Genomic DNA, 26679 nt, shown 5'->3' with positions numbered 1-26679 from the left:
ATCAAACTTCAGTACTACTCCGCAACGATTGCGTCAAACGTGGTTAGCTAACGCTCACCGTGTTTCCTTTATCGAGAGGGGCAGTTATCCACATTGTACGGCGAGACCTTAGGTGCCTGCGCTTTTGTTCTGTAAATTACTTCATTCTAGAGTACAATTATATCACAAAAAATGGGATAAGTAAGGATTATTTCCCGTTACTTTCGACCGATTATTTCCACTTCAGTATGCATCTCTACTTCGTATAAATCATAGATCTTTTTCTTGATATAATTGATTAATGACTGCACATCGTTTGCAGTTGCATGACCAGTATTAATTATAAAATTCCCGTGCATGTCGGATATTTTTGCTCCGCCAATGGAATAACCTTTTAAGCCTGCATCTTGGATTAGTTTACCAGCATGATTAGGGAGTGGGTTTCTAAATATACTGCCTGCGCATGGGAAATTCCATGGCTGGGTTTCTTTTCTGTATTCTTTATTATTTTGCATTTCTGAAAAAATGAGTTCCTTATCCCCTGCTTTTAGCTGAAAGACAGCTTCAAGCACAATACCTGGCCGTAGCTTTTGCAATACTGAGGTTCGATAAGAAAACATCATGTCATCATTTGATAGCCATTCGATTTTACCGTCTGCAAATAGAATGAGTGCTTTCTTTAATACTTTTGATATATCGGAACCATGTGCGCCAGCATTCATAAAGACAGCACCGCCCACTGAACCAGGAATGCCACTAGCAAACTCCAAGCCTGATAGCCCTTGTCTACTAATTTGTGTGGACAAAGCCACAATCGAGTTGCCCCCACCTGCTTTTACTTCCGTTCCATTGACTTCAAGTGTAGACAATCCTTTCCCTAACTTAATGACCGCACCCTCTATTCCTAAATCAGAAACAAGTAAGTTAGACCCTCTTCCAATTACAGTCCATTTCACATTAGATTCTCTGATAAGCTCCATTGCTTTAATCATATGATCAATCGATGAAGGTTCGATAAATATATCTGCTGGTCCGCCTATTTTCATTGTTGTATGATTAGCCAAAGGTTCGTTTTCGATTACTTTCCCAATATTTAATTCTTTGAGCTTTGTTATTAAGTCCTCCACTAACCTCTCCCCTTCCTAGTCAAAATTCAAAACTAATATTATTTTATGCATCGTATTGTATTAGGCTACTGCCTTCTTTTTTGAGTTATTTCCCTGCTTCCCTCACAAGCTCTTCCATTACATCGTATAGCTTAGACGCTGCATCTGGAATTCCAAGCCGTTTAGCTGATTTTTTCATTTCTTTTAATTTCTGATCGTCTAACAGAATTTGATCCATTTGTTCAATAAGCTTCTTTGCAGTTAAATCCTTCTCTAAAAGGAGTATTGCAGCACCGTGATCACTAACGGCCCTAGCATTTTTCTCCTGATGATTATTCGTTACATATGGACTTGGAATTAAGATACTCGGAATGCCTAATGAAGTGATTTCAGCTAAAGATGTGGCACCAGAACGAGCAACCACAAGATCAGTTCCAGCAAGAACCTCAGGCATATTATGAATGAACGGCTTAATAATCACATTATCTGGATTTCCGATTAAATCCACTTCTTTTCGGACTTCTTCATAATGGACATCACCTGTCACATAAAGAATCTGATACGGTTTTTCACCAAGTTCAGTTAGTGATTTTAATACAGCTTCATTAATAGGTTTTGCCCCTCTACTCCCGCCAACAATTAAAACAACTGGTTGATTTGTTTTTAATCCCACAGATAATTTCCCTTTGATCCCGTCCTTGCCAATAACCTCAGATGCACGTGGATTTCCTGTTAATACAACTTTTTCACTTGAGAAAAATGACTTTGCCTCATTGAAACAAATGGCCACGCGATCCACATACCTGCTTAAGAATTTATTTGTTAATCCAGGAACACTATTTTGTTCGTGAATAATTGTTGGAATTCCAAGCTTTGCAGCCGCATATACTACAGGTCCACATACATATCCACCTGTACCAATTACGATGTCAGCCTTAAATTCCTTTAGCATTTTTTTACTATTTTGAACACCTTTTAGAAAACGAAGGACCGTCTTCACATTTTCAAATGAAAGCTTTCGTCTAAAGCCCGTTATATGTATTGATTTAAATGGGATATTTTCTCTTGTAACAATTTTACTTTCTAATCCCTTCTCAGTCCCTATGTATAAAAACTCAGCATCTTTATTTTCTTTTTGGATTTCTCGTATAAGGGCTAATGCAGGGTAAATATGACCACCCGTACCACCGCCACTAACAACTATCTTCATCTTTTCACCTCAAAGTTTGAGTGTTACCTTCTTAATTAAATTGGCCACCATTTTCCCCTATTCTACTATAGATAATCTAAGGAATAAAAACAGAAAACCTTTTGATATGTAAATGTAATAAAATATAGGTAGATCTACCTGTATTATGACAAAAACTTTATAAAAAAAACGAAAGCGCAAGCGCCTTGATCAGCCTCAGGCATAGCACAAGACGAGCCTCACGGAAAGATGTTCTTTACCAATCTTTGGAGGATTAGCTTGTTGACCCTCGAAGTCGACAAAAACGCGATGTCCTGTTGCATTGTCAACACTAGTACACCCTGTACGTCGGGAGTAGACCTCCTCCTATAAGCATCGCACTTATACTCGTGCGATGCTTATGCTGCCGAAGGATTCCTTGTGAAGCTTGGCGCAGAACATATCGCAAAGTTACCCACAATATTTTAATTTATAATTTTGTATAAAAATAAAAAAGAAACCCTGCTGCACAGGGTCAAGCTTAAAAACGGGAATATCGACTTATATTTAATAACACACCAATTGCGATAAGCATAAGTGTGAGCGAGGACCCTCCATAGCTTAAAAATGGGAGCGTGATTCCGGTTACAGGCATCAATCCAGTAACAACACCAATATTGATCATTACTTGTATTGCTACCATCGCAACAATCCCTACTGCTAAAAAACTCCCATATAAATCGGGTGCACCTAGTGCGATTCTTACTCCCCTCCATAAAAGAAGGGCAAATAATAAAATAACAAATGAACCACCAATAAACCCAAGCTCTTCTGATAAAATTGCAAAGATAAAATCTGTTTGTGGTTCTGGCAAGTAGAAGAACTTCTGACGGCTCTGTCCAAGACCTAAGCCAAACAAGCCGCCTGGTCCAATTGCATACAAGGACTGGATAATTTGAAATCCACTCCCTAACGGATCTTCCCATGGATCTAAAAATGAAGTGATCCTTTTCATTCGATAGGGTGCTGATAGGACAAGTGCTATGAAGCCTGCCAAACCGATTAAACCAAGGAAAACGAAATGACGAATCCGTGCACCAGCAATGAATATCATTACTATGCACGTCCCAACCATAACGGTGCCTGTTCCCAGGTCTGGCTGTAGCATAATGAGTCCAAAAGCTAGAAACACAATCCCTAGAGATGGTACTAATCCTTTTTTAAAGGACGTAATCACCTTCTGCCTTTCTGAAAGAAACTTCGCTAAGAAGGAGATCATCGCAAGCTTCATAAACTCTGAAGGCTGTATTGAAAAAGCCCCTACTCCAATCCAACTTCTTGATCCATTTCTCTCATTCCCTATTCCAGGTATTAGCACTAAAATTAATAATACAAAGCAGATAATAACAAGAACCTTTGCCCATGTTCTCCATGTCCAATAATCAATATTCATTATAAAAAACATGGCTGCAATGCCAACGACCGCAAATAGCATTTGTCTCTTTGCGAAAAAGAAGGAATCATTAAATTTATACTCTGCCCACACTGCACTAGCACTGTATACCATTGTCAGCCCTACAGCTAGTAATGATAACGTGACAATTATTAATATTAGGTCAGGAGTCGTTCTTTTTGTTGGCAACTTAAAACACCTCGAATGCAAGTTTTAGGGCTCCGTTACGCATCATAACCCGCACACAAGCGAATAAGTTGATTCACCAAGCTGCAACTTGCTCTAACGTGTCCAAGCCCTCACTTAAGCATATGCACCGCTTGTATAAAAATGTCTCCTCTAACCTCAAAAGTTTTATATTGATCCCAGCTAGCACAAGCAGGTGACAAAAGGATGACATCCCCTGGATCTGATAGCTGATATGCTACGGGCACTGCTTTTTCAACATTATCGACATGCTGTATTGTTTTTATTCCTGCCTTTATTGCTGCTTGCTCAATTTTCTTAGCCGTTTGCCCAAAAGTGACAACAGCCTTGACATTTTTTAAATAAGGAATTAATTCATCAAATTCATTCCCTCGATCCAATCCACCTGCTAATAAAACAATTGGCTCTCGAAAAGCAGCAATTGCATTTTTCGTCGCTAATATATTGGTTGCTTTTGAATCATTATAAAATTTTCTTTCTTTATGTTCACAAATAAACTGTAAGCGATGCTTAACACCCGTAAAGGAATGTAAAACGTGAATAATTGCTTCATTACTAACACCGGATAGCTTTGCAGCTGCCATTGCAGATAAAATATTTTCTAAATTATGTGCTCCAGGCAGAAGAATTTCATTCAATTCAATCACTTGTTCATCGTTAAAATATACTGCACCGTCATTCAGATAAGCACCAAAATCAAGCTTCCTTTTTGTTGAAAATGGGATAATCTTTGCATGAGAATGACTCGCTACTCTCATTGTTTCCTCTTGATCAGCATTAACAATTAAAAATTCATTATTTGTTTGGTTTCTTGTAATATTTGACTTTGCTTGAACGTATTCTTTACTTGTCCCGTGATAATCAAGATGTGCATCATACAGATTTGTTAAAATCGCAATTTTCGGGTTAAATGACGTAATCCCCATTAGCTGAAAAGAGGATAGTTCAATAACAATTGTATGATCAACTGTTGCTTCCTCGGCAACAGTTGAAGCAACCGTGCCAATATTTCCGGCAATTAGCGGAAGTTTCCCTCCAGCTTTCAACATGTCAAAAACGAGTGTAGTTGTCGTTGTTTTTCCATTTGTACCTGTTATTGCAACAAAATCCGCCTCAGATATTTGATAGGCAAGCTCTACTTCTGTAATAATTGGAATACCTTTTTTTACAGCCTCTTCAATCATCGGGTTATGATAGGGAATCCCAGGGTTTTTAACAATCAGTTCAAAGCCTTCATCAAGCAGTTCAATCGGATGACCACCACATATGACTGTAATCCCCTTTTCTAATAGTCCCTGAGCCTCCTGGTTCTCTGAAAGCGGCAAGTAATCATTGACTGTAACAAACGCGCCAAGTCTATGTAAAAGGGATGCAGCAGCTACTCCGCTTTTTGCTAGTCCAAGGACTAGCACTTTTTTATGATGATAGTGATTAACCTTTTTCAATTACATCCACACCTCAATATAAATTCCTAAAATTGCACAAAGTAAACCTACCGTCCAAAATGTAACGACTACGCGCCATTCAGACCAGCCAACCAACTCATAATGATGGTGCAAGGGACTCATCCGAAAAATTCTTCTTCCCGTAGTTTTAAATGAAATCACCTGTAAGATAACAGACAATGTTTCAATAACAAATACCCCGCCAATAATTAATAGGATTATTTCGAGCTTTGTTAAGATTGCAATAGCAGCAATTGCTCCCCCTAATGCAAGTGATCCCGTGTCGCCCATAAATACTTTAGCTGGATGAGCATTAAAGACTAAAAAGCCAAGGACTGCCCCTGAAACAGCAACGGAGAATATCGAAATTTCAAATTGCGATAGATTCCATGCCAAAACAGCAAACGCACCGAAGGCGATTGCTGCAGTACCAGAAAGGAGACCATCTAAACCATCGGTAAGATTCACTGCATTTGAAAAGCCAACTAACCAAAAAATAATAAAGAATACATACATCCACCCTAAATCAAAGGAATAGTCGGTCAATGGGATATGTATTTCTGTAGAAAAATCATTTTGCCGTAAAACAATATAAAAAATAACAGAAATAATGATTTGCCCAATTAATTTTTGAAGTGAAGTTAATCCTAAGTTTCGCTTCATAACTACCTTGATAAAATCATCTAGAAAACCAAGTAACCCAAATCCGAGCGTGACTAGTAATAATAAATAAATTTTCATTGTTGGTTCAGAAAACTTCCCTGTCATTACAAGTGTAGTAACTGTAATTGAGAGAAGGATCATAATCCCCCCCATTGTAGGGGTTCCTGTTTTCTTAAGATGTGATTGCGGACCTTCTGCCCGAATACTTTGCCCGAACTTTAATCTGCGTAAAAAGGGAATAAAAAGTGGAGAAAGTAAAACAGTAACTAAAAAACCCATAATTATTGTGAAAATTATAACTTTCTCCATCATCTTGTTCCCTCCCTTCCTTGTTGAAGCTTGGCTTTCATCTGTTGTACACTTTCAGTTAGTTCAGCAATATCATATGTTTCTTTCTTTTCTTTCAGAAGTAATTTATCTAAAAAGAGGTAATTCGTCATATTTTCTTCACTTTGAGTAAATAAATCCATTTTTTCCAAATATAGTTCCATCATGTCCTTTAAGCCTTTCACTAAGTCATTAGTATTTAAAATAAATAAACAATAAATTGAGTGTGTATCTTGGAATAATCCCCCTTCTATTCCAAGGCTGTTTTCGCAAACATTGTTGATTATTAAGATAAAGTAGTTGGTAAAAGTTGATTTCCGCGTACGTGTGCTCCCTTTCCGTAGGGGAGTCCGCTTGAGCCTCCTCGTCGCTCACGTTCCTGCTTAGGTCTCAGCTGTCCAACACATCCCACAGGACATTGAGTAGACTTCTTAGAATTCACACCGCACGAAGGAAATGCGACAGAATTTTCAACGAATCTCGCACCTTCTGCTCCAATCAACCGACTTAATTGGTAAAACATTTGATTCAAAAGCAATAATCTTTTAGAAAAGTGCCTTTAAAAAAGAGACTTTTGAAAATAAAATAGCTAAATTACCATACGCTATCAACATTTTATCGCTCCTCTATCGCCTCTTTTGCCACAACACGGTCATCAAAGTTTAAGATTTGATTTCCGACTAACTGGTATGTTTCATGTCCTTTGCCTGCAATTAATATCACGTCGCCTTCACTAGCTGATCTCACAGCATAATGAATAGCTTCTCTCCGATCAACAATGACTTTATATTGCTTGCCTCGTACGCCATCTTCCATATCCAGCAATATTTGAACCGGGTTTTCACTTCGAGGATTATCAGAAGTAAAAATCGGATCTGTACTATAATTACATGCAACCTCTGCCATTAACGGACGTTTGGAGCGATCTCGATCTCCTCCACAGCCAATGACCACAAATACTCGTTTTTGAGCAAATTGATTGATAGCAATTAATGCATTTTTCAAGCTATCAGGTGTATGTGAATAATCAACAACGATCGAGTAATCCTGTCCAGCATCCACTGTTTCAAAACGGCCTGAAACACCTCTCATATGAACAACAGATTGAATAATGTCTTCTATTGGAATATTTGAAGCAATTCCTGCACCAATTGCCGCAAGCACATTATAAATATTAAATTTTCCAATCAATTGAATCGAAATTTTATGCACCCCAAATGGGCTCAATAAATCAAATACTGTCCCACTCGAGTTCATTTGAATATTTTTTGCTTGCAAGTCAGCGCTCTTATCAATCCCATAAGTAATGATATGTGCAGCTGTTGCCTTCATATACGTTTCTGTAGCCGCATCATCAATATTTAAAACCGCAAATTTGGGGGATACTTGGGAAAAAGCACTTCCAAGCTGAGAAAACAACAACCCCTTTGCACTTTTATACTCATCCATTGTTTTATGGTAATCTAAATGGTCCTGAGTTAAATTTGTAAACACTGCAATCGAAAAGTCACACCCATGTATTCTACCCTCATCCAAGGCATGGGAAGAAACTTCCATTACAGAATGGGTTACCTTTTCATCAACCATTTGCTTAAATATCCGCTGGAGAGTTAAACTATCGGGTGTAGTATTTTTCACCTCATATTTTTTATCGCCAATTTTTGTATACATAGTTCCTATCAAGCCAGTTTTCTTTCCTGTATCGGATAGAATCTTTTCAATTAAATGACTGACGGTCGTTTTCCCATTTGTTCCAGTGATTCCAACTAAATGAAGCTTTTTGCTAGGCTGCTGAAAGAACGCAGCTGCTAAAACGGCCATAGCCCGTTTGGAATTTGAAACAACAATAACAGGTACTGGAAGATTCATCTCCTTCTCAGAAACAATTGCAGCAGCTCCTCTTTCCACCGCTGCTGCTGCAAATTGATGCCCATCCACATTAAAGCCTTTAATACAAATAAATAAGCTACCTTTTACAATATTTCGACTATCATTTTCGATTGAGGAAATTTCTGGATTAATCCCGCTGAACGCCATATAAGGCTGTAAATAATGCAGCAATGTATGTAAATTCATTTTGTTCATTCCCTTCATAAAAATAAACTTTTAAATGACTTATCTTACATACATATGCAAAACAATATTAAAAACAAGCCTTATTTTTATGGGTGAAAATAAATTGTTGATCCTTCCACTTATGCTCATATCACAGTGAATAATAAATGTACATTACATACATAGTTTAAGTAGAAACTAGAATGCGTTTTTTATTTTACATGAAAATGATTCATTTAGCCATCCTCGACTTGATCGAAATATAATCTTATTGTTGAACCTTCTTTTAATTTAATCCCTGGTTCTGGTGTTTGCTTGACCACTTTATTCCCAGATCCGCTCGCATCAATTTTTAGATTGATAAATAGCTCACCAAGTTCTTGTTTGGTTATCCCAACGAGGTCTGGCACTTCAATCATAGGAGCATCAGGCCATGTATATTTTTTTTCAATTTGGTCTTTTCTTGGTTCGACACCTAACGCTCTTAAACTATCTTCCATAATATTCCCAACAATCGGTGCGGCAACAACACCCCCAAATTGAACCGTTCCTTTCGGGTTATCAACCGCAACATACACAACAAGCTCTGGGTCATCTGCTGGTGCGAAACCAATGAAAGATACGATATGATTATTTTCAAGGTATCTTCCATCCTTCGCTTTCTGCGCTGTTCCTGTTTTCCCACCGACACGATAGCCTTCTATGAATGCTTTTCCTCCAGTACCCTGTGCAACAACACTCTCAAGAGCATGTCTAATTTCTTCAGATGTTTCCTTGGATATGACTTTTCGTTTTGCAACCGGAGTCTTTCGCATAATAACTTCACCGGTTTTTGGATCTATCAATTCCTTGGCGACAAACGGAGTATATAACGTTCCCCCATTGACAGCAGCTGAAATGGCTGCAACCTGTTGAATCGGTGTAACTGATACGCCTTGGCCAAAAGCAGTTGTTGCTTGTTCAACTGGTCCAACACGATCAAGGTTAAATAATATCCCTTTTCCTTCACCTTGTAAATCAATCCCTGTTTTTTCGCCAAATCCAAAATCCTTAATGTATTTAAAAAGCTTTTCTTTCCCTAAACGCTCTCCTAATTCAACAAAACCAGGGTTACAAGAATTTTGAACAACTTCTAGAAACGACTGGCTGCCATGGCCGCCTTTCTTCCAACATCTAAGGCGTGCACCACCTACCTTAACTGAGCCTGGATCATGGAAGTGATCCTTCTCAAGATCAACCTTTCCTTCTTCTAATGCAGCAGCCAAAGTAATAATTTTGAAAGTAGAACCAGGTTCATACGTACTCCAAATTGGCAGATTTCGATTGAAAATGTCTGGATCCACATTTCTAAAATTCGCTGGATCAAAACTAGGTCTGCTCGACATTGCTAAAATTTCGCCATTATTTGGATTCATTGCAATGGCGATAATTCCATCCGGATTATAAGTAGCTTCAGCAATATCCATCTCTCTCTCAACAATTGTCTGCACTTTTGAATCAATCGTAAGACGTAAATCATGCCCATCAACTGGTGCCACATAATCATCAGCCATGTCATTCATCCGTTCACCTTTTGCATTTGCATAAAATTGAACCGAACCCTTTTTGCCCTTCAATTCTTCATCATAATAAAGTTCAAGGCCCATTAGTCCTTGATTATCGATTCCCGCAAATCCAAGCACATGTGATAAATAGTCACCAAATGGATAATGCCGTTTAGAATCTTCGCCTAAATACACACCATCTAAATTTAATGCTCGAATTTCTTTTGCTTTCTCATGAGAGATTTTTCTTCCTGCGGAGATTCGAACATCCTTTGCAACCTTTGTAATTTCAGCATACAATTTATCTTGCGGGGCATTAAGAACCGCAGCCAATTTTTCTGCTGTTTCTTCAGGGTCCTTCACTTGTCTTGGAACTACATATATCGTAGGTGCACTTACATTCGTTGCCAGTGGAACCCCATTCCGATCGACAATTTCTCCCCTTTCAGGTTCAAAGGGAATATCTCTGCTCCATAATTCCTTCGCACCGTCAGTCAATGTATTACTTAGAAAGAACTGAACATACCCCAATCGTAAATCAATAATAAAAAATACAAGAATCCCAACTACTAAAGCAATCATTAACCTTTTTCTTACTGTTACATTTGAAACACGCATGAAAGAACGAACCTCCTCCGATTATGGCTCGTTCCAATATATGCTTGTACCTTTTTAATTAGAATATTTAATCTTGCATTTCAACTGTTTCTTCTTCGTCCTCCACTTTATCAGTACCATCCTTTTCAAGTTCTTCCTCTTCTGTTTTCAAATACTTTTTACTAGGAGGTTCAAGTTCAACTATTAAATAGTCACCATCAGCAAAAGTGGAACCTGATGTAATATTTTGTTTAACAACGTACCCATTTCCGACTGAATTTAATTCAAGTTTACTTAGTTTAGCCACCTTCATTACATCTCTTAATGACCAACCTGTCATATCTGGAATGGTTAGCTCCTTATCAGTTAATAAAACAACCTTTTCCCCTGTTATATTTTTTGAATTAGCAGCTGGAAGCTGACCAACTACCTTCTTGCCATTTCCTAGAACTATAGGATTAAACCCTTTATTTTCTAATTGTTTGATTGCTTCATTCGTTGATACGTCTTCCACATTTGGAATTGAATGGTATTGAGCTACTTCCTTTACGGAAGGTTCAATATTCAAATATTGAAGACTACTTTTCATAACAGGCTTAAAAATCTCTGATGCCGGCTGCGCTCCTGTCGTATGAATGTCGATTTCTGGTTGTTGTACTGCTACGTAAACAATCAATTTCGGATCATCTGCTGGTGCCATTCCTAAAAAGGAGAAAATAAAGTTTTGACGACCAGTTAAATAGCCTCCTCCAGGTCTTGGAATTTGCGCTGTCCCTGTTTTCCCTGCAATTTCATAGCCTTCTATATTGTAAAGCTTATAACCGCTTCCTATTGGAGAAGCAACAACATCTTTAAGAATATCTCTTACTTCTTTTGCTGTTTCGGCAGAAATAGGATTTCCAACAACTTCAGGTTCTGTTTTAGTTACTTCACCATCATTATTCGGGTCAACAATTTCACTTATTATATGTGGTTTCATCATTTTCCCGCCATTCGCAATCGCTGTAGCCGCTTGAACTTGCTGAATAGGTGTGATGGCTGAGCCCTGCCCAAAACCAGTGGTCACTTTTTCCAATGCCCAGTTATAAAGAATTTTCCCTGATGTTTCCTTAGGTAATTCAATACCTGTTTTTTGATCGAGTTTAAATCTTTTAATATATTCATGAAACTTTTCAAAACCTAACTTTTCCTGAACGATCTTTGCGATGGCTACGTTAGATGAACGGAGTATGCCATCATAGTAAGAGATTGTTCCCCATCCTTGCCCATTATTATGGTCACCGATCGGTCTAGATTTTGAATCGACCGAATAACGACCTGACTTAAATAATTCATTTGGATTGAATACGCCTTCTTCAATCGCTGCCGCCAAAGTAAATATTTTCATTGTAGAACCAGGTTCATATGAATTTTCAATCGCTTCATTATGCCAAGTATCTGTAATGCCTTCCTTAGTCTTTGGGTGGAAAGAGGGCCTCTGTGACATAGCTAGAATTTCACCTGTTTTAGGATCTGCAATAACAGCAATAATCTTTTTCGGCTTATACTTTTCATCTACTTTACTTAATGAGTCTTCAAGAAATGTCTGGATTTTTTTATCTATCGTTAAATAAACATCTTTCCCATTTTTAGCAGGGGTAATTTGTTCCTCACTATCTGCTAATAAATACCCCCAAATATCACTTTCATAATTAACTTTGCCATTCTCACCTGTCAAAATATCATTTAAGCTTTGTTCAAGTCCAAGCATTCCGACCGTTTCTGATTTATTATCTTCCGTTTCCTTTTTCTCCACGTAACCGACTAAATGTGAAGCAAAAACACCATTTGGATAAAAGCGTTTTGTGTCCTTAATAAAGGTAACCCCTGGAAGCTTTAATTCTTCAATTTTCCTTTTGGTTTGATTAGACAAATCACGTCCTGCCTTCCCAAACTCGACCTGAAACGGCTTTTCACCATCTGCTTTTAATTTTGTTAGCAATCTATAAATCTCAGAAGCTTCCATATCAATGACCTTCGCTAATTCTGTTGATGTTACGTTTGGATCCACCACATGTCTTGGATATTTCTCATTTGTTGTCATTTTCTCATCTAATATTGCGATTAACTTATATGAGTTTGTATCTGTTGCAATTACTTCACCATTACGATCATAAATCGTTCCCCTTTGGGCTTCTATCGTTCTTTCTCTCTCATATTTTTGCTGTGCTTTCGCAGCAAGTACCTCACCGCCAGCTTCACCTGTTATTTGAATGGAAACAAAACGATATAATAAGACAAAAAAGAGCAGGCTAAATATAACAAATAAAATAGCTGCTCCAAAATTAATATTCGGCTGTTTTTTGCTCATTAATCTTGCACAACCTTCACATTATTTTCATTTAATTTAAGTCCTAGCTCCTTAGCTTTTGCCCAAATACGTTCATATGTACTTAGTTCTCCTACTTGCATTTCAAGATCACCGATTACCTTCTGCTGTTCTTGAATTGATTTTTCTGTATCCTGTATGTCTTTATTCATTCCATATATCGCAGCTTGATTTGAAACAATATGGATCGCTCCAAAACAAACAATCCCTGTAAAAATGATGCCTAAAATCTTTTCTCCCGGAGAAAGCCATGGACTTCTTTTTTTTGATTTTGTCGGTGTTTTTATTTGATATTTACGCTGCTGCTCATGACGCTCTTCTTGTTGGAGCTTACGTGCTAAGTTACCCATTTTTCTCCTCCTACAATCATTTTTTATTTAGCTGTTTTCCAAAACTAGCTCATCAACACCTATATGGTAAAGGTTGATTTTTGCTTCATGATGCTACAATCAACCAGACCATATTTATAATTGTTTCCTTCGAACATCTTAGCCACTAAAAACAATCATATAGAAAAGGTTTTTCATCTTATAGCTTTTCCGCCACTCTAAGCTTGGCAGATCTTGCCCGATTGTTTACCTCAAGTTCGATATCAGTAGGTAGAATCGGCTTCCTAGTAATTAATTTTAGAATTGGCTTATATTCGTCAGGAATAACCGGTAATCCATGTGGAAGATTTGGTGTCTCGCTTGCTTTTTTAAATGAAACCTTACAAATACGATCCTCCAGCGAATGGAAAGTGATGACACTTATTCTTCCACCAGGCTTAATAATATCGATCGCTTGCTGCAATGATTTCTCAAATACACCTAGTTCGTCATTCACAGCAATTCTTATAGCCTGAAACACTCTTTTTGCCGGATGGCCACCTTTTCTTCTTGCAGGAGCAGGTATTGCATCCTTAATTAATTCCACTAGCTCTCCAGTTGTGCCGATTGGAGATTCTTCTCTTGCTGCTTCAATTTTTCTAGCTATTTGTTTCGAAAACTTCTCTTCCCCGTATTTAAAAAATATTTTCACTAATTCAGCATAACTCCAATGATTAACGACATCATAGGCAGATATATGTGCTTCTGTATCCATTCTCATGTCAAGGGGCGCATCATTATGATAACTAAATCCACGTTCAGGAGTATCTAACTGAGGAGATGAAACACCTAAGTCATACAATACGCCATCCACTTGATTCACACCTAAAGCTTCTAGCTCCTGCTGTAAAAATTGAAAGTTACTTTTTATAATTGTGATGCGATCGCCGTATTTTGCTAGTTTTTCTTTAGCAAAAGCAATGGCTGTATCATCTTGATCAAAAGCGTATAATTTTCCCTTTTCCGATAGCTTAGACAAAATTAATTCACTATGACCTGCTCCACCTAATGTACAATCCACGTAAATTCCATCAGGATGGATATTCAAGCCATCGACTGTTTCTTTTAATAATACTGTTGTATGTTCAAACATAGTTGTCCACCTTTCGGGAGGTTAGAGGTGAGAGGATAGAAGGCATTTTCATTAAATATCAAATCCAATCATATTCTCAGCAATATCTGCAAAAGATTCCTCTGAATCTGTAAAATATTCTTCCCAAATATTTTTATCCCAGATTTCAATTCGATTGGAAACACCTAATACAACACACTCTTTTTCTAATTTTGCATATTGTTGCAGAGGAGATGCTATATTTATTCTTCCTTGTTTATCAATTTCACATTCAGTTGCACCTGAAAAGAAAAAACGGGTGAAAGCACGGGCATCCTTTTTAGTAAGTGGCAAACCTTTAAGTTTTTCTTCTAGTATTCCCCACTCATTCTTTGGGTAGCCGAATAAGCATTGATCCAATCCACGCGTCAATATAAAGGCTTCCCCTAAATTGTCACGGAACTTGGCAGGCACAATCAATCGGCCTTTACTATCAACGTTATGATGATACTCACCCATGAACATGCCGCTAACCCCACTTTCTTACTCAAATGTACCACATTCCCCCACTTTCCTCCACATATTTTTTATATTCGATGATAGGTTGCGATTTCCTTTACTTAATGCAGGTTTTCCCGTCATTTTCGTTCGTCTTTTCCTTACAAAAGGCAGCATGTTTTTATAATTGCTTCATTTCATCAACAAAAAAAGACGTGATCTTTTAAGAGATCGCGTCTTTTTTTGTTGATATTTAGTATTTTTATGATAACCACAGTGCTTAAATTCTTATTAATTTTTGTGTTCCATCGAAAGTAAAGGAACAATCAAGCAGATCATTAATCAGAGATGGTCCATACTGATTGATGAAATAAAATCCATTTAATACTCTTTCTTGAGGCGAGCCAGCAGGCCATAACGCATTCTCTACTCGGTCGAATTTATTAATGACTACTTCAAACTTTATTTGCTCTGTTTGTTCTATTTTTGCTTCCATAAACATTAGCTGTTCAATTAATTTGCTTTCATTTTTTTTAAGTAATGGGATCAACCCTTTGTTTTCTTTAGATAAATATGTCTCTAACTCACCGTAATTTTGAAGCAAATCTTTTTTCGCTTTCTCAAATAAGCTCTCAATATTTTCATCTTTCAATGATTGAAGGAATTCTCTTTTTTTCTTTTCAGTTCCGATTGTCAACGTTTCATGTAAATCTAGACCAAGCTCATTCATATCCGTTTCAATCGAGCGATCCAATATTGTAATATTTAAACGCGGAACAATTGGAGGCATTTTCAGCCCGAACAACTCAAAAGCTCCCTTTAGCTCAGCCCAATAGGCAATTTCCCCCGGACCAGCAATAAAAGCTAGGGTCGGAAATAGCCATTCTTGCATTAATGGCCTTGTTACCACATTATTGCTAAGCTTTTCTGGAAATTCCCCAGCAAGCTCTAGCATTTGTTCAAGAGAAAATTGAAAGCGACTATTGCTATCAATGAAAACATTTTTGTGCTCATCAAATTCAAGCAAAATCCGCTCATTATTTTCCATATCATAATAAAAAAGATTTGCGGCTTGACTGCTTATATCAATAGTATTTGGAAACCCTTTATCTTGGAGTTCACTTTGCTTTGATTTTACTGCTTTCGTAATTTCTACAGAGCTATTTATTTGCTTAATAAAGAACTCTTTTTCAAGTTTACGGATGTTGCCATCTCCTGAATCAATGATTAGAAGACCAGAATCCTTAAACAAATACATAATAATATAGGCAAAAAAATCAACAAACGAATTGGAGTGATGCACTGCCTTTTGTAATTCATGAAGCAATGGCTTCGTATGTATCGTTTCACCAAAGGATTGGATAATCGCTTCAGTCCATTGAATACATAAATCCTGGTTAATCGGAATATCTGAAACCATCCTTTTATCAAGAACGCGTTCAGGATAAATCTTTTTTTCAATTTTATTGTCTTTTTCAATAAAAACATGATTTACTTCCTGATAATCATGATCCTCACCAGCAATCCAGAAAATTGGAACAACTGGTATATTTAGTTCCTTTTCCTTTTGTTTGGCAAGTGTAATAATCGAAATGACTTTGTGGATCGTATATAAAGGTCCAGTTAATATCCCTGCTTGCTGTCCACCAATTATGACTGCACTATTTTCTTGTTTAAATTTCTCAATGGAATGATGAACATGGTCTGAAGTAGGATAATTGGCCATAAATTCTTCAATATAATTAGCCATTTCCATTCGCATATACGAGTGCTCTTGTAATTCCCTCACTCGACTTTCATATTCTGAATGATCATTGTAGCGATAATGAAAAAAACGCTGAATGTCATCTGTTTGTTCTAGGTACTCTGTAGCAAACCGGTTCGTTGCCGGCAATGAGAGATTTAGAATCTCCATTATAGAACTTCCTTTCTGATCAACAATTTTCTCTTCCAAAACATTCACTAATATCCATATGAGTATATCATTGTCTGAAATGAAAAGAAAAAACTTTGCTTATTGCATGGAAACAAATGATTGAACACTTTGGATAAGACCAATGACAGTTAAAGTGACATATGCCATGAAGAAAAGTAGAAAATTAAAACGCCAATACCCTCGGAACACTCGTTGGAAATTAATTTCCTGCTTCACTCGCCAGTGAATAAGGACAAAGATGATCGCAATGATTAACAAAGATAAAATAATGATCCAGAAAAAATTCTGCTCCCAAATAGTTATAATTAAATAATGCACAGAAAAAATTAATAAAAAAGTGCTACTATCTAATGCAATATGTACTGAACGGCGGTGATGTTTGGTTATTTGCTTACTCACAATAAATACGAGTAAATAGCCTAATAGCGGGATTGTTACAAAAGTAGCAATAATTGATGAAAAAAAAGAATCCATCCGACTTCCTCCCCTCTTTAGTACTCCTTCCCTTTGATCATCTCAAAAAGGAACGCTGAAATAGGAGTGGCAATCTCCTTTTTCTTTGCCTGCTCAAGCACGTAACCGAGAATTGCATCTATTTCTGTCAGCCGATTCTCATCAATATCCTTTAACATCGATGATCGATTCGCAGCTGTTTTCCTACATATATCTTCTACGTATGCAAAAGCTTTCTCTTTCTCTCTTATGCGTATAACAGAGCTGACCTCTTTATATAGCTTCTTAAAAAGAGAATAGTAGTGAGGATTTTCTATGAGGGTTCCATTAGAGACATTCAAAGCAGCTGTTAATGGATTGATTACTGCATTGACAATTAACTTTTTACTAAGCATGTCTAAATAGCTATCCTTAATAACAAATGGAAAGTGATTGATAGGTGATTCAAATAAATCGGTTAATCCAGGGGTGAATTCTCCCCGAAATAGAGCAATATTTATCAATCCTTCACCCGTGTGGATAACATGATTGACATTCAGCTTATTTGCACCGTGCTCAACTGTACCGACAAGGATATTATTCACCTCAATATCTTTTAATTCTTTTAAATGTCCCATGCCATTTTGAAGAAACAAAAATGCTGCTTTCTTATTCGTATTCGCAACAGTAAGATGCGCTAAAACAGGGGAAAGTTGATATTGCTTTACTGCAATAATCGTTAATTCTTCTTCTCCCGTCCAATTAGAAAACAAGGTAGCATTTAAGATTTCTTTGTCGCATTTTTGATCTTTTTCAAATAGCAAACCTTCTGACTTTAACCTTTGCATCTGCTGTATTGAGCGAACATAAACACAAACATCATGCTGTTTCATCAAATAATGTGCGAGCAACAGACCAATCGAGCCTCCACCTATTATCCCAATTTTCATAATTACCTCTTCATATGTATGTATTTAGTCATATTTTAACAGAAAAATAGAAACGAAGATATAAGAAAAGCTCTCTCACGGAAAGAGAGCAACCTGAAGCGGAAATCAGCCTTTACAACTTTCTATCTTAAATATCAACATGCTTGCAAATACAGCAATAATTAAAAAAAGCCCCCTTTCCAAAATACGGAAAGGGAGTACCTCGTTTAAACTGGGTATACCGGGTGCTTACGGACACTAAAGTTGAGTTCCTTCGTCTCATATAAGTCAAAGCGTGAAATAAGGACATCCCTTAAGTCAAAAGGAGAAACAATTTCATCAACAATTAATTCTGAAGCTAATCGATAGATATCAATATGCTCACTGTATTCACGCTGTTTTTCTTGAACATATGCAATTTTTTCTTTAGGATCCGTGATTTCATTTATTTTATTCGAATAAACCGCATTCACGGCAGCCTCTGGCCCCATGACAGCAATTTGAGCAGTCGGTAAAGCAATGCAGCAATCTGGTTCAAATGCCGGACCAGCCATTGCATAAAGACCCGCACCATACGCTTTTCTCACAACAACAGAGATTTTGGGCACTGTCGCTGAGCTCATTGCTGCGATTAACTTGGCACCATGACGAATGATTCCTGCTCTCTCTACCTTTGTACCAATCATAAAGCCTGGTACATCTGCAAGAAATAATAAAGGAATATGGAAGGCATCACAAAGTTGAATAAATTTAGCTGCCTTGTCAGCTGAATCAACGAAAAGGACGCCGCCTTTCACCCTTGGTTGATTCGCTATAATACCGATTGTTCGTCCATCCATTCGAGCAAATCCAGTAATAATCTCTGGTGCAAAAAGCTTCTTAATTTCAAAAAAGCTTCCTTCATCAATCAATGAACCAATACATTCATACATATCAAATGGTGCATTTTGATTTTTAGGAATAATTTCTTCTAAATCTCGACCTGCTTTTGGTTCGATTGGTTCACATTTTTTAGTTTTTTCTTTAAAGCTTGCCGGAAAATATGTAAGATATTTTTTTGCAGATTCAATTGCCTCCACTTCATTTGAAGCAAGAACATCTCCACATCCACTAACTGTACAATGCATCCTCGCGCCACCCATTTCTTCAAGCGTGACCTTTTCACCGATTACTTTCTCTGCCATTCTCGGAGAACCTAAATACATGGATGCATTTTTATCAACCATAATGACGATATCACAAAAAGCAGGAATATATGCCCCGCCAGCTGCGGATGGACCAAATAATAGACAAATTTGTGGGATCATCCCTGAAAGCTTGACTTGATTATAGAAAATTCGTCCTGCTCCACGCCTATTCGGAAACATTTCAAGCTGGTCTGTTATTCTAGCACCAGCAGAGTCAACTAAATAAAGCAAAGGTACCTTTAACTTTTCAGCTGTTTCTTGTATGCGGATGATTTTCTCGACCGTTCTTGCCCCCCAAGAACCAGCTTTCACAGTCGAATCATTAGCCATGACACAGACTGTTTGTCCATTTACCTTTCCGATTGCCGTAACAACTCCATCTGCTGGAAGATCTTTCTCCATACAGTTTGCAAATTTCCCATCCTCTTCATATTTGCCATTATCAAAAAGGAGGCTTAATCTTTTTCGAACGAATAATTTATTTTGTTGTTCAAGCTTTTCATGGTATTTAGGCTGGCCACCAGCTTCAATTTCTCTGCTCTTTTCTCTTAATTTCTCCACTAATGTATTAGTTGTTGTCATTTTATCCCTCCTGCTTATCAGATTTATCCTTTCAATGAATAATTGAATTATTCGAGAGTAAGTAGTACATCTCCTTCATTGACAAAATCACCAATATTCACTTTTACTTCAACTACCTTTCCTACCACTTGACTTTCAATCGGTATTTCCATTTTCATTGATTCAAGCATCATTACTTCCTGACCAGCTACTACTTCATCTCCATTACTAACTAAAACATTTAATACTGTACCTGCCATTGATGATGTGATTTCTTTCATGAAAAGATTCCTCCTAATAATAATAGTGTTTAATTCACAATAATTTCTCGTTCTGTAAGAAAACTTGTTGAGTAGTTGCCTTTTTGAAAATCTAAATCTTTAAGAATCCCTCTAAATAACGGTGCATTTGTTTTTATCCCTTTTATTGTTAAATCTCTGAAAAAGCTGTCTGCCTTATTCAATACTTCCTCTCTAGTCGAACCATGAATAATACATTTAGCAATCATTGGATCGTAAAAAGGTGTTACAGTTGAATGGGATTCATAGCCTAAGTCAACGCGAACCCCGAGTGATTGATCCCATTGGAATAGTTCAATCTCACCTGGTGATGGGAGAAAGTTTTTTGGATCTTCTGCATACAAACGGAATTCAATCGCATGTCCCGACTGCTGTATTTCAAACTGCTCTTGCGGCAGCTTTTCTCCTCTTGCGATAAGAATTTGCCACTTTACTAGATCCAATCCTGTAATTTGTTCTGTTACCGGATGCTCCACCTGTAATCTTGTATTCATTTCGAGAAAATAAAAATTTTCTTCCTCATCAACGATAAATTCTATTGTGCCAGCATTTTTATAATGAACAGCTGATGCTGCCTTCAATGCAGTTTCGTACATCCTTTGCTTGACATGTTCTGATAAATTGGGGGAAGGAGATTCTTCAATGACTTTTTGATGTCTTCTTTGGATGGAGCAATCTCTTTCAAATAAATGAACAAGATTGCCATGATGATCTCCAAAAACTTGAACCTCCACATGTCTAGCATTTTGTATATACTTCTCAACAAACACTTCCTCTGAGCCAAAATAGGCTTTCGCACGGGCTCTAGTGGATCCGAATGACTTAGTGAGCGCTTGCTCATTTTCACAGCGCACCATACCAATGCCGCCACCTCCACTGCTTGCTTTCAACATAACTGGATAACCCATTGATTCTGCAAGTCTAATTGCTTCCTCAAGCGTTGATGTCCCCTCTGCACTTCCTGGTACAACTGGCACATCCGCTTCAATCATTGTCTTTCTAGAAACAATTTTGTCCCCCATTAAATCAATCGTATCTGGATCTGGTCCGATAAATATAATTCCCTTATCATTGACAGCTTTTGCGAAATGGGCATTTTCAGAAAGGAATCCATATCCTGGGTGAATCCCATCTACATTTTGATTTTGTGCAACTTCTAGAATAGCATCAGCCCTTAAATAAGATTGACTTACAGGTGCTTCTCCAATTCTAAAAGCATAAGTCGCCTCTTTAACAAAAGGCATCTCTTTATCAACATCTGAATAAACTGCTACAGTTTCAATTCCCATTTCATTGCATGTACGAATAATTCGTAAGGCAATTTCTCCCCTATTAGCTACTAATATTTTCTTCACTCACGATCCCCCTTTAATCTTTGATGTTAATGGACTTCCATTCATTGCTTCTTTAATAGCAGGAAGTAGTTGTAATAAATATTCTAATTCTTCCTACAATATAATATATTTCTACAACTTTACGACAATTTCCTTCTTTATTTGAAAACGCTTTCGATTTTTTTATGAAGATCTCCCCATTTCTAAGTAAGTGCAGAATTATTTGTATTTTTGTTATATAATGAGAATTATAGAATAAGATGAATACCTTTAGATTGATTCATGTATGATACAAAAATAAATTATGCAAATAAATTGCAGCTAAGAAGAGGAGGAATTTTATCATGCTAAAAGTTGAAAAATTAAAAGTAAACTACAAAACACTTGAAGAGTTTAAAAAGTTTAGAGAATACGGTATACAAGAGCTATCTATGCTTGAGGATCTTGAGGCTAATATTATAGAAGATGATAGCGCTTCTCCATTCTATGGAATATACTTTGGGGACAAACTAGTAGCTAGAATGAGCCTGTATCGAGTCGAAAAACAATTCGACCGTTATTTCGAGCCTGCTCAAGACTATTTGGAGCTATGGAAACTAGAAGTAATTTCTGATTACAAAAATAAAGGATACGGCACTGCATTAGTTGAATATGCAAAGAGCTACGGCCTTCCTATAAAAACGAATCCTAGAGTTAATTCACAAGAGTTTTGGAATAAGATGGAATTCTCAACTGTTTCATACGATATGGAAAGGGACCTTGGAGAAAATCCACTCGTTTGGTATCCAGATGGCGTTAAAGAGAAAACTCATTAAGATGGGGCGTCCTTTAGTCTGCACTTTGAAACCCCGAAAGAGTTGACGATAAAAAGCGGACAAATTTTGTCCGCTTTTTCAAATAATTCATACCTATACCTTTTGTTCACTATCAGCTTCCTTAAGCTCCACCATTTTCCGTGCTCTTTCCATAATAGTTAATAATGCTTTATAATCCTTTTGCACAGAATTTAAATCTTTTAGTAATTTCTCATTTTCTGATGCTAAGTAATATAATTGATTTTCAAGTTTCTTTATGCTCTCTTCATATTTTTTTATTTCTTCACTTTGTAAACCAGCATTTTCTGCCTTCTCAAATAAATCTTGTAAGTACTCCACTATGACACTAAATTCAATTTCAGTTCCCTTTTGCTCTCCCTCTACAACACTACCCTCTTCTACAAAAGAATTTTGTTCTTGTTCATTCGGCTCTTGATTTTCTATTGATTCGAGCTGCTGATTTTGCTTTCTTTCTTTTCTTTGTCTTTTTGCAAGCTCTATTCCCGATTTATATTGTTTTCTAACGTACGAGTTCCAACGGAAGCCACATGCTGCAGCCGTTCTTGTCAGTTGTTTTCCAACTTCATCAAAGGCTTGCAGCTGTGTACCTCCTTCCCTAATATATCGAAGCACGTATTCTGCAAGCAACAAATCTTCATCATGGGTCCAAGCATCTTGTCTAGTTGAAGACATCAGTTTACCCTCCTAGTGTTTTTTTATTTATACATATGCATATGCTAGAAAAGATAGACTGATATCCTGCTTGAATCTTCACAAATACTCGTTATTTTTTTACTTATTTAGGAATTTTGCTACTTGGCGATGATGAGCTTCCCCTTGCCATAAAACCGAGCAATTGCGGACTTCTTGTTCGATTCTTTCTTGAACCCCTGTGTATTTCCATTTATTTATATACAACTGTTTATAAGCTTTTAAAACTTCCACTTCTAGTACTAGCATTCTATTTAAAAATTTCCTGCAATTTTCAATTGGATCCCCGCTAAAGGTCGATTGTAGAAATCCCATTTCCATCAAATCTACCGTATCAAAGAGACGCGCTTCCATCAGCATCTTCATCGCATCAGCAGGCAATAACTTTTCAGATAAAATCGTCCCCCCACCCCAACCTGTTGTAATATTCAATGTACCTTGAATAAAGCCTGCCTTCACATCTGTCCGCGCAATCCGAAAATCACATGAAGAGGCAAGCTCACAGCCTCCACCAACAGCTGTGCCATTCAATAGTGCAACAGTAGGCTTTGGAAGGAAAAGCAAGCTTACTAATAAGTTGGACATTCTATTAAGCATGGTATATGCTTCTTCTTCTGTCTTTAAATGGTGAAAGGAGGATAAATCACCGCCAGAACAAAATGCTTGATCATGAGCACCTGTTACTACAAACATCTTTACTTGATCATCAGCAGCTAAAAGAAGTGCTTCTTCTAACCCGGCCATTACTTCATAGTTTATTGCATTTCTCTTTTCTGGTCTGTTGATTGTAAATACCAATAATCCATCATTATGTATTTCTATTGTATATGGCTTCATAGATATCTCCCTTATTTAATTATTTCATTCTAGTTATAAGGTTTTTCACAAACTTTATTGCTTAAGATATGCTTAACTTAAACTTTAGCATATTTATCGTGACGTCTCCAAAAACTCTTACAAAATCTACGTACGAAAAAAGCACAAGAACAATATGTTCTTGTGCTTTTTAACCGAAGTAGAAATTAGTTATTTACAACTTCTTTCCCTTTGTATGTTCCGCAAGCTTTGCAAACACGGTGAGCAAGTTTCATTTCACCACAGTTTGGGCATGATACCATACCAGGTACCTGTAATTTAAAATGGGTACGACGTTTTCTTTTTGCAGTTTTAGATGTTCTTCTAAAAGGTACAGCCAAATCAAACACCTCCTTAAAAGTATTAAGAAAGTTATGAAGTCCATAGTAAACTTTGGCCTTCAAATGCTTCTTTTGTTTTCTTCCGTTTATGAATCGGAAGAAGGATCATTTTGATCAAAAAATTGGGCAAGTCCTGCAAGACGAGGATCAATCTTTTCCTTCTTATCTTGCTCTTGAATAACCTCCCAATCCTTACCGGATTGTGGAGCTCCTTCTTCACTATGATCATCGCAGAATACTTGCATTGGTACTTCAAGTAAAAGAATTTCCTGAATGACCGGCATTAGGTCAATCACTTCACCCTTTACTCGATGTACTTCCTCTTCGGTTTCGTAATCCAAATCCTTTAAGAGGAAAGTTTCTGTTGTTTCCACATTGATTGGGAAATTCACATCAACTAAAGTACGAGAACAAGGAAGGATTAAATGACCTTTAATTTTCATATGAAAGGTCACCTTAGCCGAATCAATATCTGCTCGGCCAGTTATATGCATTTGTGAAGCGCCTATTATAGTTGGATCAATCGTTTTGATCTCATCCACATTGACCATTTCATCAAATGGAAAATCCTTGCTTCGATATTTTTGTAACTGACTTAAAGTCCATTTCATACAAATCACCCCAAGGCAACAAAGGTAATTATAGCTTTCCTATAATTATTTGTCAATAAAATTTCTTTACAGTATAATGTGAGCATTATCAGATTATTATAACCTATTTTGCATAGCTTTCACATGACATTCTTATTTTAAACGGGTTAAATGAATTTTCAAAAAGCAGGCTATCACATCTGTTCCATCTCACTGTATATTAACAGATTGAATATGGCTTTTTCTACTTAAAAATTCTTAACGTTCATTTTTTGCTTTGGCTGTTTTTGCAAGCATTGTTGCTTATTAAGATAAAGTTGGTAAAAGTTGATTTCCGCGTACGTGTGCTCCCTTTACGTGGGGTTGTCCGCTTGAGCCTCCTCGGAGCATCCTCTCCTGCTTAGGTCTTAGCTGTCCAACGCATCCCACAGGACATTGAATTGGCTTCTTAGGATTCACACCGCACGAAGGAAATGCGACAGCATTTTCGAGGATCTCGCACCTTCCGCTCCAATCAACCGACTTAATTGGTAAAACATTTGATTCAAAAGCAGCAATCTTTTAGAAAAGAGCCTTTGCTTTCAAGTAAGGAGTAGTTAGACGTTATTCTATAATAAAGGAGAAAAATAAAGATGAATGCAGTTGGTGTAGTCGTTGAATACAATCCATTCCATAATGGACATCACTATCATATTTGCGAAGCAAGAAAAGCTACTAATGCAGAAATAGTCATTGCAGTCATGAGCGGAAACTTTCTACAACGTGGAGAGCCTGCCTTCATTTCAAAATGGACACGAACGGAAATGGCTTTAAAAGCAGGTGTTGATATCGTCTTTGAATTGCCCTATGCATTTGCAACCCAACAAGCCAATACATTTGCTTCTGGAGCTGTATCCATTCTTGAAGCTGCTGGATGTCGCCATCTTTGCTTCGGAAGCGAAGATGGGCAGATCGATCGCTTCTACCAAACCCTTTCTTTTCTCGAAGAAAATAATAAGGAATATCAAAACAAAATAAAGCAATATTTGCACGAAGGCAATAGCTATCCGAAAGCCTCCTCTTTGGCTTTTCATGCTCTCGTACCTGATGAACATTTAATTGATTTATCCAAGCCGAATAATATACTGGGATACCAATATATAAAATCAGCCAAAGAGCAGCATGCTTCCATTCAAGCATTGACAATTGCCCGAAAAAACGCAGACTATCATGATCTTCATTTCTCCTCTGAATCAATTGCGAGTGCTACAAGTATAAGAAAGGTGCTCAGCTCTAAACAGACCCAAATCTCATCCATTCGTCAGTATGTACCCGAATCAACATTTGAAGGTTTAATAGCATACAAGGAGAAGTATGGGCTTTTTCATGATTGGGAGCATTATTGGCCATTCTTAAAGTACCGGCTAGTTCAGTCAGCTCTTAATGACTTAAAAAAGATATATGAGATTGAGGAAGGCTTAGAGAATCGAATGCAGCAAGCTGCCCTGCAATCCGAAGACTTCCAACATTTTATGGAAAAGGTAAAGACAAAAAGATATACATGGACAAGACTTCAAAGGGCATGTGTACATATACTAACAAATACAACGAAAGAAGAAATGTATCTAGCAGAGGAGAAGCCAAAGTATTTACGATTATTAGGCATGACAACAAATGGGCAGAAATACTTGAATAAGTATAAATCCAATTTATCATTGCCTCTAATATCCAGATTATCCTCAACAACGAGTGAACAGCTTTTTCTCGATCTTCGAGCCTCAAGAGTTTATGCAATGGCTGCTTCAGGGATTCAACAACAAAAACTGCTTGAAAAGGAGTTCAAGCAACCGCCAATAATTATAAAAAAATAGCGGCATCTTG

24 protein-coding genes are annotated in these 26679 nt (G+C 37.2%); 2 read left to right on the top strand and 22 right to left on the bottom strand.

Annotated features, from left to right (window positions below):
• Positions 1-197 precede the first annotated feature (197 nt).
• The 18 genes from murB to J2Z40_RS02805 all read right to left on the bottom strand — a co-directional run bounded on the left by murB (position 198) and on the right by J2Z40_RS02805 (position 21528).
• Entirely contained in the window at positions 198-1106 is a 909-nt protein-coding gene (murB, locus tag J2Z40_RS02890) for a UDP-N-acetylmuramate dehydrogenase (RefSeq protein ID WP_066393376.1), read from the bottom strand.
• Between the two features lie 85 nt (positions 1107-1191).
• Entirely contained in the window at positions 1192-2295 is a 1104-nt protein-coding gene (murG, locus tag J2Z40_RS02885; RefSeq protein WP_066393374.1) for an undecaprenyldiphospho-muramoylpentapeptide beta-N-acetylglucosaminyltransferase, read from the bottom strand.
• 499 nt (positions 2296-2794) lie between these two features.
• A complete protein-coding gene (gene spoVE / locus J2Z40_RS02880; protein ID WP_066393373.1) occupies positions 2795-3895 on the bottom strand; it encodes a stage V sporulation protein E in 1101 nt (366 codons plus the stop codon).
• 110 nt (positions 3896-4005) lie between these two features.
• Positions 4006-5358 carry a UDP-N-acetylmuramoyl-L-alanine--D-glutamate ligase gene (gene murD, locus J2Z40_RS02875; protein ID WP_066393372.1) on the bottom strand — a complete coding sequence of 451 codons (1353 nt, stop codon included), beginning with the start codon at positions 5356-5358 and terminating at the stop codon, positions 4006-4008.
• On the bottom strand, positions 5359-6333 hold the full coding sequence (gene mraY, locus J2Z40_RS02870; RefSeq protein WP_066393365.1) for a phospho-N-acetylmuramoyl-pentapeptide-transferase: 975 nt from the start codon (positions 6331-6333) through the stop codon (positions 5359-5361).
• Positions 6330-6515, bottom strand: coding sequence for a hypothetical protein (locus J2Z40_RS02865; protein ID WP_157087812.1), 186 nt, complete (start codon positions 6513-6515; stop codon positions 6330-6332). The genes mraY and J2Z40_RS02865 overlap by 4 nt, the downstream gene beginning before the upstream one ends.
• 448 nt (positions 6516-6963) lie before the next feature.
• The gene (locus tag J2Z40_RS02860) at positions 6964-8424 is read right to left on the bottom strand and encodes a UDP-N-acetylmuramoyl-L-alanyl-D-glutamate--2,6-diaminopimelate ligase (RefSeq protein ID WP_066393362.1); all 1461 of its coding nucleotides are present in this window, start codon (positions 8422-8424) and stop codon (positions 6964-6966) included.
• A 215-nt stretch (positions 8425-8639) separates the two neighbouring features.
• A complete protein-coding gene (locus J2Z40_RS02855; RefSeq protein ID WP_066393361.1) occupies positions 8640-10565 on the bottom strand; it encodes a stage V sporulation protein D in 1926 nt (641 codons plus the stop codon).
• Positions 10566-10632: 67 nt separating this feature from the next.
• The gene (locus J2Z40_RS02850; RefSeq protein ID WP_066393357.1) at positions 10633-12894 is read right to left on the bottom strand and encodes a penicillin-binding protein; all 2262 of its coding nucleotides are present in this window, start codon (positions 12892-12894) and stop codon (positions 10633-10635) included.
• Positions 12894-13262 (bottom strand): cell division protein FtsL, encoded by a 369-nt coding sequence (gene ftsL / locus J2Z40_RS02845; RefSeq protein ID WP_066393356.1) that lies wholly within the window; start codon positions 13260-13262, stop codon positions 12894-12896. The genes J2Z40_RS02850 and ftsL overlap by 1 nt, the downstream gene beginning before the upstream one ends.
• Positions 13263-13440: 178 nt before the next feature.
• Positions 13441-14373: a 16S rRNA (cytosine(1402)-N(4))-methyltransferase RsmH gene (gene rsmH, locus J2Z40_RS02840; RefSeq protein WP_066393355.1), complete on the bottom strand. Its 933-nt coding sequence runs from the start codon at positions 14371-14373 to the stop codon at positions 13441-13443.
• 51 nt (positions 14374-14424) lie between these two features.
• Positions 14425-14856, bottom strand: a complete 432-nt coding sequence (gene mraZ / locus J2Z40_RS02835; protein ID WP_066393354.1) for a division/cell wall cluster transcriptional repressor MraZ — start codon at positions 14854-14856, stop codon at positions 14425-14427.
• Between the two features lie 253 nt (positions 14857-15109).
• Complete coding sequence (bshC, locus tag J2Z40_RS02830) at positions 15110-16744, bottom strand: bacillithiol biosynthesis cysteine-adding enzyme BshC (protein WP_066393352.1); 1635 nt, start codon at positions 16742-16744, stop codon at positions 15110-15112.
• A 99-nt stretch (positions 16745-16843) separates the two neighbouring features.
• Positions 16844-17239, bottom strand: coding sequence for a DUF3397 domain-containing protein (locus J2Z40_RS02825; protein WP_066393350.1), 396 nt, complete (start codon positions 17237-17239; stop codon positions 16844-16846).
• 17 nt (positions 17240-17256) lie between these two features.
• On the bottom strand, positions 17257-18147 hold the full coding sequence (locus J2Z40_RS02820; RefSeq protein WP_066393348.1) for a 2-dehydropantoate 2-reductase: 891 nt from the start codon (positions 18145-18147) through the stop codon (positions 17257-17259).
• A 206-nt stretch (positions 18148-18353) separates the two neighbouring features.
• Positions 18354-19895 carry an acyl-CoA carboxylase subunit beta gene (locus tag J2Z40_RS02815; protein WP_066393346.1) on the bottom strand — a complete coding sequence of 514 codons (1542 nt, stop codon included), beginning with the start codon at positions 19893-19895 and terminating at the stop codon, positions 18354-18356.
• Between the two features lie 47 nt (positions 19896-19942).
• On the bottom strand, positions 19943-20155 hold the full coding sequence (locus tag J2Z40_RS02810) for a biotin/lipoyl-containing protein (protein ID WP_066393343.1): 213 nt from the start codon (positions 20153-20155) through the stop codon (positions 19943-19945).
• Between the two features lie 29 nt (positions 20156-20184).
• Entirely contained in the window at positions 20185-21528 is a 1344-nt protein-coding gene (locus J2Z40_RS02805) for an acetyl-CoA carboxylase biotin carboxylase subunit (protein WP_066393340.1), read from the bottom strand.
• A gap of 323 nt (positions 21529-21851) precedes the next feature.
• On the opposite strand from J2Z40_RS02805, the gene J2Z40_RS02800 reads away from it, so the two are divergent.
• Positions 21852-22322: an N-acetyltransferase gene (locus tag J2Z40_RS02800; RefSeq protein ID WP_066393338.1), complete on the top strand. Its 471-nt coding sequence runs from the start codon at positions 21852-21854 to the stop codon at positions 22320-22322.
• A 93-nt stretch (positions 22323-22415) separates the two neighbouring features.
• On the opposite strand, the gene J2Z40_RS02795 is transcribed toward J2Z40_RS02800, so the two are convergent.
• From J2Z40_RS02795 to J2Z40_RS02780, 4 genes are all read right to left on the bottom strand, one after another.
• Positions 22416-23015 carry an RsfA family transcriptional regulator gene (locus J2Z40_RS02795; protein ID WP_066393336.1) on the bottom strand — a complete coding sequence of 200 codons (600 nt, stop codon included), beginning with the start codon at positions 23013-23015 and terminating at the stop codon, positions 22416-22418.
• A gap of 99 nt (positions 23016-23114) precedes the next feature.
• A complete protein-coding gene (locus J2Z40_RS02790) occupies positions 23115-23870 on the bottom strand; it encodes an enoyl-CoA hydratase/isomerase family protein (RefSeq protein WP_066393333.1) in 756 nt (251 codons plus the stop codon).
• Positions 23871-24055: 185 nt separating this feature from the next.
• Positions 24056-24229, bottom strand: a complete 174-nt coding sequence (gene rpmF, locus J2Z40_RS02785) for a 50S ribosomal protein L32 (RefSeq protein WP_053475556.1) — start codon at positions 24227-24229, stop codon at positions 24056-24058.
• Positions 24230-24315: 86 nt separating this feature from the next.
• Positions 24316-24840: a YceD family protein gene (locus J2Z40_RS02780; protein ID WP_066393332.1), complete on the bottom strand. Its 525-nt coding sequence runs from the start codon at positions 24838-24840 to the stop codon at positions 24316-24318.
• 611 nt (positions 24841-25451) lie between these two features.
• Here J2Z40_RS02780 and J2Z40_RS02775 point away from each other — a divergent pair.
• Positions 25452-26669 (top strand): nucleotidyltransferase, encoded by a 1218-nt coding sequence (locus tag J2Z40_RS02775; RefSeq protein ID WP_066393330.1) that lies wholly within the window; start codon positions 25452-25454, stop codon positions 26667-26669.
• Positions 26670-26679 lie beyond the last annotated feature (10 nt).

The sequence above is a fragment of the Cytobacillus eiseniae genome, assembly GCF_017874625.1.
Classification (GTDB): Bacteria; Bacillota; Bacilli; order Bacillales; family Cytobacillaceae; genus Cytobacillus; species Cytobacillus eiseniae.
Note: the sequence above shows the minus strand (reverse complement) of the source record. Positions and strands in the feature narration are given on the sequence as shown.